Annotated in this window: 11 protein-coding genes; all 11 read left to right on the plus strand. The window is 47.5% G+C overall.

The annotated features are described in order from the left end of the window. Positions 1 to 84 precede the first annotated feature (84 nt). The 11 genes from H6F91_RS21585 (at position 85) to H6F91_RS21635 (ending at position 11,812) form a co-directional block, all read left to right on the plus strand. The gene (locus H6F91_RS21585; RefSeq protein WP_347280069.1) at positions 85 to 600 is read left to right on the plus strand and encodes a heme-copper oxidase subunit III; all 516 of its coding nucleotides are present in this window, start codon (positions 85 to 87) and stop codon (positions 598 to 600) included. A gap of 276 nt (positions 601 to 876) precedes the next feature. After that, entirely contained in the window at positions 877 to 1,161 is a 285-nt protein-coding gene (locus H6F91_RS21590; RefSeq protein WP_190775660.1) for a hypothetical protein, read from the plus strand. Positions 1,162 to 1,208: 47 nt separating this feature from the next. Next, positions 1,209 to 4,088, plus strand: coding sequence for a bifunctional transaldolase/phosoglucose isomerase (locus H6F91_RS21595; RefSeq protein WP_190775659.1), 2,880 nt, complete (start codon positions 1,209 to 1,211; stop codon positions 4,086 to 4,088). Positions 4,089 to 4,209: 121 nt separating this feature from the next. Next, complete coding sequence (gnd, locus tag H6F91_RS21600; protein ID WP_190775658.1) at positions 4,210 to 5,238, plus strand: phosphogluconate dehydrogenase (NAD(+)-dependent, decarboxylating); 1,029 nt, start codon at positions 4,210 to 4,212, stop codon at positions 5,236 to 5,238. After that, positions 5,235 to 6,773, plus strand: coding sequence for a glucose-6-phosphate dehydrogenase (gene zwf, locus H6F91_RS21605; RefSeq protein ID WP_190775657.1), 1,539 nt, complete (start codon positions 5,235 to 5,237; stop codon positions 6,771 to 6,773). The genes gnd and zwf overlap by 4 nt, the downstream gene beginning before the upstream one ends. 25 nt (positions 6,774 to 6,798) lie before the next feature. Continuing rightward, positions 6,799 to 6,912: a hypothetical protein gene (locus tag H6F91_RS28610; RefSeq protein ID WP_347280068.1), complete on the plus strand. Its 114-nt coding sequence runs from the start codon at positions 6,799 to 6,801 to the stop codon at positions 6,910 to 6,912. A gap of 191 nt (positions 6,913 to 7,103) precedes the next feature. Continuing rightward, positions 7,104 to 7,898 (plus strand): SDR family oxidoreductase, encoded by a 795-nt coding sequence (locus tag H6F91_RS21615; protein WP_190775656.1) that lies wholly within the window; start codon positions 7,104 to 7,106, stop codon positions 7,896 to 7,898. 49 nt (positions 7,899 to 7,947) lie between these two features. Continuing rightward, complete coding sequence (locus H6F91_RS21620) at positions 7,948 to 8,859, plus strand: Cof-type HAD-IIB family hydrolase (protein WP_190775655.1); 912 nt, start codon at positions 7,948 to 7,950, stop codon at positions 8,857 to 8,859. A 170-nt stretch (positions 8,860 to 9,029) separates the two neighbouring features. Then, positions 9,030 to 9,977, plus strand: coding sequence for a class I fructose-bisphosphate aldolase (locus H6F91_RS21625; RefSeq protein ID WP_190775669.1), 948 nt, complete (start codon positions 9,030 to 9,032; stop codon positions 9,975 to 9,977). A gap of 355 nt (positions 9,978 to 10,332) precedes the next feature. Next, positions 10,333 to 11,034, plus strand: a complete 702-nt coding sequence (gene rpe / locus H6F91_RS21630) for a ribulose-phosphate 3-epimerase (RefSeq protein WP_190775654.1) — start codon at positions 10,333 to 10,335, stop codon at positions 11,032 to 11,034. A gap of 7 nt (positions 11,035 to 11,041) precedes the next feature. Then, positions 11,042 to 11,812, plus strand: a complete 771-nt coding sequence (locus H6F91_RS21635; RefSeq protein WP_190775668.1) for a glucose 1-dehydrogenase — start codon at positions 11,042 to 11,044, stop codon at positions 11,810 to 11,812. Positions 11,813 to 11,814 lie beyond the last annotated feature (2 nt).

The raw sequence follows: 11,814 nt of genomic DNA on the forward strand, positions 1-11,814 counted from the left end.
CAATGTTTTTCGGATTAGAGTAATCTGGTTCATGAGGGTTTCGTGGATGAATGTGGTAATTCTCATGAAACCCTCTCCTACTCAATCTTTGCAAGCTTTTGTCCGGTACTTAGCATCTTTGTTAGCTTTTTTGTCACCTATGCGCTGCTGCGTTGGAAAAATGCCAACTGGTTTCCACCGGGTGTTTCTGGATTAGACATTCCCAGAGCAACCATCAATACCGCAATTCTGCTATCCAGTAGCGTTGTAATTTATCTTGCTGAACGTGCCCTCGATCGACATCAGCTGATCAAGTTCCGTCGTTTGTGGTTACTAACTGTGCTACTGGGTATGATTTTTCTAATTGGACAAGCGATCGAATGGCGCAATATGCCCTTTGGTTTGGATTCAGGATTAGCAGGCGCGACCTTCTATCTGCTGACTGGTTTTCACGGGCTGCACGTTTTGACTGGTGTGCTCTTGCTGCTATACATGTATTTCCGTTCTCTGGTTCCCGGCAATTATAATGCTGGTCATCAGGGCGTGAGCGCAGTTTCCCTATTCTGGCACTTTGTTGATGTAATTTGGATTGTTCTGTTCCTATTGCTTTACATCTGGTAGCTATTTCCCATTCATCAAAGTTCAATTGGCTCTAACTCTTAAGTTCCTGTTTAACGTTGCAATCTTGGGTAGTTAGAAACCAGTTCATATTACATACTGCAATAAGTTAATATTCTCGCAAGTTTCAATATAAGAGCTATCAGTACATTTAAAAAATTAGAATTTCAGTTGCAGTAAAATCTCAACGTTGATTGAATATCTGCGTCTATAGGCGTGAAATTTATATTTCTGATTCGGCTTACTTCACATTAACAATAATCTAGGAAGTAAATAGCCATGCGTGCAGTTCGATTCGATCGCTTTGGTTCACCCTCAGAGTTACCGGTTCAGGATGTACCTAAATCCGAACCTCAAGAAAACAAAGTTTTGATCGAGATTCAAGCTGCCTCAGTGAATCCGAGTGATGTCAAAAATATCCAGGGCGCAATGAAAGGCATTAAAGCACGAGTGGTGAGTATGCCGTTTTTACAAACAAAAGGCTTTGAAGCTGACAGCTTCAAAAGACTCTTGATACCCGTCATCGTTTCTCTATCTTTAGGAATTCAAAACCAGTCAGTTTAAATTTTCGGCTGACGCAACTCATGTTAATTCAACAAGGATATGAACCAATGGTTACTGTACAAGTATCGCAAATAAAGAATTCTTTGCAAGCGTTACAATCCTACGGGCAGTCTGTCTGGTTAGACTATATTCGACGTAGTCTAATTACCAGTGGTGAACTCCAGCAGTTGATTGATGAGAATGGTTTGCGAGGTGTGACTTCGAATCCTTCAATTTTTGAAAAAGCGATCGCAGGCAGCACCGATTACGATACAGCTTTAAGTGTAAGTGAGCATACCCAAGATCGAGATGTCATGTCTCTGTACGAGTCGTTTGCCATAGCCGACATCCAGACAACTGCTGATATTTTGAAACCGATTTATGACCAGACCAATCGCCGGGATGGTTACATCAGTTTGGAAGTATCACCTTACTTGGCAAATGACACCGAGCGAACGATCTCAGAAGCCCGCCGTCTGTGGCGAGAAGTCGATCGCCCTAATTTGATGATTAAAGTACCTGCAACACCTGCGGGAATTCCAGCGATTCAACAACTGATCGGTGAAGGCATCAATGTAAACGTAACACTGCTGTTTGCTAAAGAGGTTTATGAGCAGGTTGCGAATGCCTACATCACAGGTTTAGAGATCCTTGAGGCAAAAAGAGGAGACATTAGCCGTGTTGCCAGTGTTGCCAGCTTTTTTATCAGCCGGATTGATACGGCCGTTGACAACTTGATTACGGCTCAACTCAAAGCTACTACAGATGCAGCGCAACGTGATTTACTCAAAGGCTTATTAGGTAAAGTGGCGATCGCCAATGCCAAGCTCGCCTACAAGCGTTACCAGGATATTTACAGCTCTAGCCGATGGCAGAAATTGACCCTGCAGGGCGCGCAGACCCAGCGGTTACTATGGGCAAGCACTGGTACGAAGAATCTCCAATATAGCGACGTGCTGTATGTAGAAGAATTGGTTGGTTCTGATACCGTGAATACCATTCCACCTGCTACGCTCTCCGCTTTCGGTGATCATGGTCATCCGAGGCCCAGTCTAACCGAAGGATTGGATGAGGCTCGATCGACAATCATAAAACTACAGCAAGCTGGAATTTCTTTGCAGCAAACTACAGATCAATTATTGGCACAAGGAGTAGAGCTTTTTCAAAGCGCCTTTGATCAATTACTGACTGCGGTTGAAAACAAGCGAACGGACATTCTTAGTACAAAGCTTAATCGTCTGACTTACAAACTATCTGATGCGTTGAATACCGCTGTTCAAACCTCCCTGAACGATTGGCAAGAGATCGGTAAGATTCGCCGCCTTTGGGCACAGGATTCAACGCTGTGGACAGGCACGGATGAAAATAAATGGTTGGGCTGGCTTGGTATTACGGAAGACCAACTGGCACACATTGACCACCTGAAGCAACTGGCGCAAGAAGTCCAAGATTTAGAATTTACTCATGTGTTGTTGCTGGGAATGGGCGGCTCGTCGCTTTGCCCAGAGGTCATGAAGCTCACCTTCGGCAACGTGCCAGGCTTTCCAAAACTGCTGGTTCTCGATTCCACTGATCCAGCTCAAATTAAAGCGATCGAAAACCAAATTGAGCTGCCCCGAACCTTGTTTATTGTGTCAAGCAAGTCTGGCAGCACACTGGAGCCAAATATTTTCAAACAATACTTCTTCGATCGCTTGCAACAAATTCGAGGGGCAGAATCGGCAGGTAACCGTTTTGTTGCCGTGACTGATCCTGGCTCTAAACTGCAACATATTGCTGAGGGCGATGATTTTCGTCATGTCTTCTTTGGGATGCCCAGCATCGGTGGCCGTTACTCTGCTCTCTCAAACTTTGGCATGGTGCCTGCGGCAGCAATGGGTGTGGATGTTGCTAGATTTCTGGATACAACTGAAGTCATGGTACATTCCTGTGCCTCGTCGGTTCCAGCGAAGGAAAACCCTGGCGTTGTGTTAGGAACAATTCTTGGTGTCTTGGCAAAGCAGGGACGAGACAAAGTAACGCTGATTACGTCACCAGGCATTGCCGACTTGGGTGCATGGCTAGAGCAACTACTAGCAGAGTCCACAGGCAAAGACGGGAAAGGATTGATTCCGGTCGATCAAGAGCCATTAGGAACTCCAGAAATGTATGGGAGCGATCGCATCTTTGCCTACATCCGCCTGGAATCTGCACCTGACGTTACTCAAGATACAAAGGTTGCAGCATTAGAACATGCAGGGCAACCTGTGGTGCGAATTTCAGTTGCTGATCCTTACCAGATCGGTCAAGAGTTTTTCCGCTGGGAAATTGCCACAGCAGTAGCAGGTTCCATCATTGGCATCCACGCATTCAATCAACCCGATGTGGAAGCCAGCAAAATTGTGACTCGTCAACTGACAGAGGAGTACGAAAAAACTAGAAAACTACCGCCCGAAAGTCCGTTTTTTGCAGCCGATGGCATTCAACTATTCACTGATTCAAAGAATGCAGCCGCATTAAAACAGGCTGTCGGAGAATCTGCAACGATAACCGATTATCTGCGTGCTCACTTAAATCGGCTCCAGGCAGGCGATTATTTTGCACTGCTAGCCTACATCGATCGCAATGACGCCTATCAAAAGCAGCTACAAGCCATTCGAGCAACCATTCGGGATGCTAAAAAAGTTGCAACCTGTCTTGGCTTTGGTCCGCGTTTCTTGCACTCCACCGGACAGGCTTACAAGGGTGGACCCAACAGCGGCGTGTTTCTCCAAATCACTTGTGATGATGCCATAGATATTTCTGTTCCTCAGCAGAAATACACGTTCAGCGTTGTAAAAGCCGCTCAAGCACGGGGAGATTTTCAAGTATTGGCAGAACGCGATCGACGAGCACTACGGTTTCATCTCGGCAAAGATGTTGAAGCGGGGTTAGCGGCATTGCGAACAGCGATCGAGCAAATTCTGTAGGTAATTCTGTACAGATAAAGTTGTTGATCAGGAATAGGTGAACACTGTCGTAATACAAATAAATCTTGCTCATCAACAATCCGTACTCGATGCAACCGAAAACCACATTGGAGAAATACAAATGCAACTTGGAGTGATTGGTCTAGGACGAATGGGTGCGAACATTGTTCGACGACTACTGCGAGATAAGCATGAATGTGTTGTGTTCAACCGTACACCGGACAAAGTGAAACAGTTGGAATCAGAGGGAGCAATTGGGGCATACACAATCGATGATCTTGTTCAAAAGCTCGACAAACCTCGTGTCATCTGGTTGATGGTGCCCGCCGGAGGTCCGACTGAACAAATGATGCAAGAACTGGCTGCAAAACTCGACTCAGATGACATCTTGATCGATGGTGGCAACTCTTACTACATCGATGATATCCGGCGAGCAAATGATTTGGCACAAAAGGGCGTTCACTACCTGGATGTGGGAACCAGCGGCGGAGTGTGGGGGTTGGAGCGTGGGTATTGCATGATGATCGGGGGACCGCAAGTGGCGGTTCAGTATCTCGATCCTATCTTTAAGTCATTAGCTCCTGGACGAGGTGAGATTCCGCGAACTCCCGGGCGGGAAAAGGTGAACAGCACAGCTGAGGAAGGCTATTTACACTGTGGAGCCAATGGAGCAGGGCACTTCGTCAAAATGGTACATAACGGCATCGAATACGGTTTGATGGCAGCCTATGCAGAAGGATTAAATATTCTGCATCACGCCAATGTGGGTAAACAGGAGCGAGCAACGAATGCCGAAACCGCTCCATTGCGAAATCCTGAGCACTATCAATACGACTTGAATCTGCCCGATATTGCAGAAGTTTGGCGACGGGGCAGCGTCGTTGCTTCCTGGCTGCTGGATCTAACGGCGATCGCCCTCCTCGAACAACCCGATTTAGCAACCTTTGGGGGTCGTGTGTCGGACTCAGGGGAAGGACGCTGGACGATCACTGCTGCTATTGACGAAGGCACTCCTGCCCCTGTACTCAGTGCAGCTCTGTACCAGCGGTTTAGCTCACGGGGTGAGAATGATTTTGCAGACAAACTGCTATCTGCCATGCGCTTCCAGTTCGGTGGACATCTGGAACAACATGCGGAGGCAAAATTATGACGGTCGTCACCGTACCTAATCCTCAAACAAAATCCCCAACTCGTCCGGCTACACCCTGTGCGATCGTCATTTTTGGAGCTGCTGGGGACTTAACCAAGCGCTTGTTAATGCCTGCTCTTTACAACCTGCGACGTAGTAATCTGCTGCCGCAGGAGTTCGCAATTGTGGGAGTTGCTCATACTCCTATGAGCCAGGATGACTTTCGCAGCAAGCTTAATCGAGATATTCACGAATTTGCAACGGTTGATGTAGATGATCAACTCTGGCAACAGTTTGAGCAACGATTGTACTATCTTCCCGGCGAGTTTCAGAATGCTAAAACTTACCAGCAGTTGCAAGAGCTGTTGACTCAGGTTGATCGAGACTGTGGTACACAAGGAAATTACCTGTTCTATCTGGCAACCTCCTCTAATTTTTTTTGTGACATTATCACTCAGCTCGGTACTGCCGGATTAGCGCGTGAGGACAATAAATGCTGGCGACGGGTAATTATTGAGAAACCATTTGGACATGACCTGGAGTCTGCTCGCACCCTAAATCAGAACATTAGCCATGTACTCGAGGAAAGCCAGGTTTACCGCATCGATCACTACCTGGGTAAAGAAACCGTCCAGAACATTCTGGTATTTCGTTTTGGTAATGGGTTGTTTGAACCGATTTGGAATCGAAATCATATTGACCATGTACAAATTACAGTGGCGGAAACAGTCGGTGTAGAAGGCAGAGGCAACTTCTATGAAGGGACAGGAGCAGTACGAGATATGGTGCAAAATCACCTGTTTCAACTGCTGACCATGGTGGCGATGGAACCTCCTGTCTCATTTGATGCTGATGCTGTACGCGATGAAAAGTCAAAGCTACTGAAGGCAGTTCAACCCTTTACGGCTGAGGCTGTGCAAAAACAGACCGTGCGAGGGCAGTATGGCGAGGGCGCAGTGAATGGAGAGATGGTACCTGCCTATCGATCGGAACCGCGTGTTGCTGCTGATTCCACCACTGAAACCTATGCAGCCTTAAAGCTCACTATTGATAACTGGCGATGGGCAGGTGTGCCGTTTTATCTGCGAACTGGAAAACGCCTGCCCAAGCGAGTGACTGAAGTTGCGGTTCAATTCAAACAAGTTCCTTCCCTCTTATTCCGAGATACATCGATTGATCACCTAACTCCCAATTTTCTAGTACTCCGTATTCAGCCGGATGAGGGCATTAACTTTCAGTTTGGTGCCAAGATTCCCGGCCCAACGATGCAGATGGGAGCCGTCAATATGAACTTCTGCTACGCCGATTACTTTGGCACAACCCCCAGTACAGGATATGAAACGCTACTCTATGACTGCATGATTGGCGATGCTACGTTATTTCAGCGATCGGACAACGTGGAATTGGGTTGGAGCATTGTATCGCCCATTCTTGACGCCTGGACAGCAACATCGCCTCAAAACTTCCCCAATTATGCCGCTAGTACCTGGGGTCCTAAAGATGCTGACGAACTGCTCTATCGTGATGGTCGGCGGTGGCGATCGATTAACTCATAAAAATAATCAGTGGAGACGTACACTTATGTCACTTACAGGCAAAAAGGTTGTCATCATTGGAGCGAGTTCTGGGATGGGGTTGGCTACTGCCAAAGCCGCAGCAGAGGCAGGTGCTAAGGTAATGCCGTTCTATTTTTGATGCAAAATGGTTTCACCACAGGAACAGTGCTGCATGTTGATGGTGGACATCGTTTGATTTGACGCAATTGTCTCTACTTTTTCCTATCTGATAAACACTTATCTTCAATCAATGAAGTAGTGTTTGTCGTTTATATTCTATTTCTAATTCCTCAGCAATTCTCGTAGAAGCATTGAAGGAGTGAACGCCAGATGGATCTTAAACTCACAGGTCACACGGCTCTGATCAGTGGCTCCACAGCAGGGATTGGATTAGCGATCGCGACTACCCTCGCTCAAGAAGGAGCAACCGTGATCGTCAATGGACGGACAACAGAACGTGTGAACAAGGCGATCGCTCAAATCAAACAAACTGTGACGGGTGCCAAACTTCAAGGGGTGGTAGCAGACCTCGGAACCCAGGCAGGAGCTTCAGAATTGTTTGAGCAAGTTCCAGAAGTCGATATTCTGATCAATAATCTGGGCATCTACGGCTCTCAAGCGTTTGGAGAAATTTCCGATGACGAGTGGATGAAGTTTTTGGAAGTAAACGTCATTAGCGGCGTACGGCTTTCGCGACATTATTTACCGTTGATGCTGAACAAGGCCTGGGGACGTATTATTTTTATCTCCAGTGAGTCTGCCCTAAACATTCCAGCAGAAATGATTCATTATGGCGTCACGAAAACCGCACAACTCGCACTTGCCCGTGGCCTGGCAGAGACAACGGCTGGCACCAATGTCACCGTTAATTCAGTGCTTCCTGGTCCCACTCGTTCGGAAGGGGTCGAAGGCTTTATTCAAGGATTGGCAAAAGATCAATCCATTACTCCCGTGCAGGTAGAGAAAGAATTCTTTGAGAAAACGCGGCCCTCGTCGCTGATCAAACGGTTCGCGGCACCGGAGGAAATAGCGGCGCTGGTTGCATTTGCCGCTAGCCCATTATCGTCTGCTACGAATGGTGCAGCCTTAAGGGTTGATGGTGGTCTAGTGCGATCAGTTGTATAAGTTTCATTCACTCAATTGCGTACCAACAATCAACAACCATTGTTTTATTATGAGCTCAATAAATTCTTCCAAGTTACCTAAAATTTCACTTCTGCTAGCAGATGTAGATGGCACACTTGTAACAAAAGAGAAAATACTGACTGATCGCGCTCGTGTTGCTGTTCATAAGCTTCGGGATGCAAACATCCGTTTCGCTATTACCAGTGGTCGTCCGCCCTTAGGGATGAAGATGATCGTGGAGACCCTGAAGTTGACTGAGCCGAGTGCGGCATTTAATGGTGGTCTGTTTGTCTACCCTGACTTCTCCACGTTGGAGGAGAACGTTTTGTCCAGCACCATCACTCAAGATGTTATTAAGATGATCGCTGCTCATCATCTAGATGTTTGGATTTATCGCGGTAAGGATTGGTATGTACATGAACGGCACGGTTCTCACGTCGACCGTGAAGAGTGGACGGTTAAGTTCTCTCCAACAGTTGTTTCTAGCTTCGACAATTTATTGGATAGTGTGGTTAAGATTGTTGGTGTAAGTGATGATTTGGATGCTGTCGCTAAGTGCGAGGCAGATATCCAGCAGGCGTTTAGCCAGCGCGTTCACTGTCAGGCAAGAGCCAGTTCGAATGGCAGCGAACAGGTTTCCGCAGCTCGATCACAGCCTTACTACCTGGACGTGACGCATCCTCACGCTAATAAAGGAGCAGTGGTCGATCGCCTCTCACAACTACTGGGGATCCCTAGACAAGAAATCGCCACAATCGGTGATATGCCCAACGATGTACCCATGTTTGAACGCAGCGGATTGAGCATCGCTATGGGTAACGCAAGTGCAGAGGTGCAGAAGCAGGCCCAGTACGTCACAACATCCTATGAAGATGAAGGATTTGCCAATGCGGTTGAACAATTCATTCTGGGAAATAATGCCATAGATGTCCCAGGAAACCGTCTTCAATCGGCGGTTTAGCGTTGAAATGAACAAAGCGGTCTGCCCCTGTTGTTCTAGCCTACTGCTGCGTCACATTCGCCATCATCAGCTGCATTGGTTTTGTCGAAGCTGCTGGCAGGATATGTGATGAGAGAAAAAGAGAAAAAATCGTACCAAGCAATATTTTTAGGAGAAATACAATGGCTCAACTGACTCAACGTGTCAAAGAAATTCTCAGTTGGTATGGCAGCGACAATCCTGGAACGCTGACCAACCTAGCGCGGTTACTGAATCATGGCAAGCTAGCTGGTACTGGCAAGTTCGTAATTCTGCCGGTAGATCAAGGCTTTGAGCATGGTCCAGCTAGTAGTTTTGCGCCCAATCCACCAGCCTATGATCCTCGCTATCACTTTGAACTGGCGGTCGAAGCGGGATGTAACGCCTACGCCGCACCACTAGGATTTTTGGAAGCGGGAGCACGAGAATTTGCAGGCGAAATTCCCCTAATTCTAAAAGCCAACGATCACGATATATTGCTAGATGAGGCAGACCCAACACAAGCGCTTACTGGCAGCGTAGAAGATGCGCTGCGGCTGGGTTGCGTAGGTATCGGCTTCACCATTTATCCGGGTTCAGCTCATCGATTTGAAATGTACGAGCAGGTTCGAGCCTGTGCCGAAGAAGCAAAGCGACATGGATTGGTCGTGATGATCTGGTCCTATGCGCGGGGATCAGGGTTGAGTAAGGTGGGAGAGACGGCGATCGACGTCATTGGCTACGCAGCCCAGATTGCAGCTCAACTGGGGGCTCACATCATCAAGGTAAAATTGCCAAATGAGCACGTTGAGCAGGAGGCAGCTCGTAAGGTGTATGAGCGGGAGCAGGTTCCGATCGCGACATTAACCGAACGAGTCCATCATGTGGTGCAATGTGCCTTTAACGGACGGCGGATTGTCATTTTTTCAGGTGGACCGATCGACGCTGATGAAGCCTTCCTCAATGAAGTTCGGGCTATTCATGCCGGACATGGATTTGGCTCGATTGTCGGCCGCAATTCTTTCCAACGTTCCAAACCAGACGCATTGCGATTGCTGAACGCAATCATAGATATTTATAGTGAACAGAGTACATCCATTCGCACGCCTGTCCTAACGTAATCATTTTTCGGGCTGTTTTGATCGGTTTACGATTAATCAAAACAGCCTGGAAATTAGGCTGTCTGGTTTAAGAGATACAGCGCTTTTCAAACACTTAAAATCTGGTTGTTTTTGTGAGAGCCGCGCTCCGCGCGGTTCTCACAAAAACAACCGTGGCTGACTCAAGCGCAAAGCGCTGTATCTTAGATCAGTTTCAATGGCCCCCTGAGTGCCGCCGGGCGATTCCATCGGACAATATCAACCCGATCGCTTACCTGCTCAAATCGTTCGCTTAACCCCAGGAAAAGTGGTATGGATGGTCGATCAAGTAGCAAGTTCCCTGTCCACCGCTGTTTCATCAATTTCTGGCTGAATTATGCGACCCATTCAATCCTCTAAATCAACCGTGATTGCAGCGTCTCTCTTGTCCGCTGACTTCGGTCGGTTAGGAGAAGAAGTGCAAACCGTGGATGCAGCAGGTGCGGACTGGATTCACATTGATGTGATGGATGGTCGCTATGTGCCTAACATTACGATTGGGCCTTTAGTTGTAGAAGCAATTCGACCGAAGACGGCAAAGCCATTAAATGTTCATTTGATGATTGTTGAGCCAGAGCGGTACATTGTCGACTTTGCTCAAGCAGGTGCGGATCACATCTTAGTACAAGTCGGGGCCACTACTCATCTTCACCGTACCCTGTCGCAAATCAAGGAACTGGGTAAAAGAGCAGGTGTTGTGCTCAATCCTGGTAATCCTTTAGAGGCGGTCGAGTGGGTGCTCGATCTGTGTGATGTGGTGCTAATTATGACCGTCAATCCTGGTTTTGGTGGGCAACATTTTATTCCAACCATGCTGCCCAAGATCCGTTGCTTACGGCAGATGTGCGATGAACGGGAACTTGATCCGTGGATTGAAGTGGATGGAGGCGTGAAGCCAGATAATGCGTGGCAAGTGTTAGAGGCAGGAGCAAATGCGATCGTAGCCGGATCAGCAATTTTTGAGTCAAAAGATTATGCAACAACGATCGCGGCCCTACGTCACAGCAAACGGTCCGAACCAGCCATAACGGACGGATAAAGGGATGATAAATCTACAAGGAAAAGTTGCCTTAGTCACCGGTAGTAGCCAAGGAATTGGCCAGGCAATTGCGATGCGTCTGGCACAAGAAGGAGCCGATATTGTCATTGATTACCGCTCTCATAGGGACGGGGCAAACGAAACGCTGGCGAAGGTAGAGGCAGCAGGGCGTAAAGGGCATATTATCCAGACAGATTTGAGCTTGGTCAACAACGTTCGCCAGCTGGTAACTGAAGGAGTTCAGCGCTTTGGCAAGCTCGATATTCTGGTAAACAACGCTGGTATAGATGGGAGAAATGTTGACTTCTGGAACATTACCGAAGCAGACTACGATGCGGTACTCAACACTAACCTCAAAGGCACATTCTTCACCACGCAAGCCTTTGTGCAACATTTAGTTGAGACGAAACGAGCCGGTAAAATCATCAACATCAGTTCTGTCCACGAGGAGATGGCGTTTCCTCACTTCACACCTTACTGCGCCAGCAAAGGTGGAGTGAAGATGATGATGCGAAATCTAGCAGTAGAATTGGCACCCCTAGGAATCACAATCAACAACATTGCCCCTGGAGCAATCGAAACTTCTATCAACACCAAACTATTGAATGATCCAGTGAAACTCAATTCGCTTAAACAGAATATCCCCCTTGGGCGGTTGGGGACACCGGAAGATATTGCTCCAATGGTCGCGTTTCTCGCTTCCTCTGCCGCTGATTACATCACTGGGGCAACTTTCTTCGTCGATGGGGGGTTGATTCGGAATTATCATGAGCAGTAGGA

It is taken from the genome of Leptolyngbya sp. FACHB-8 (genome assembly GCF_014695575.1).
Lineage (GTDB): Bacteria > Cyanobacteriota > Cyanobacteriia > Elainellales > Elainellaceae > Vacuolonema.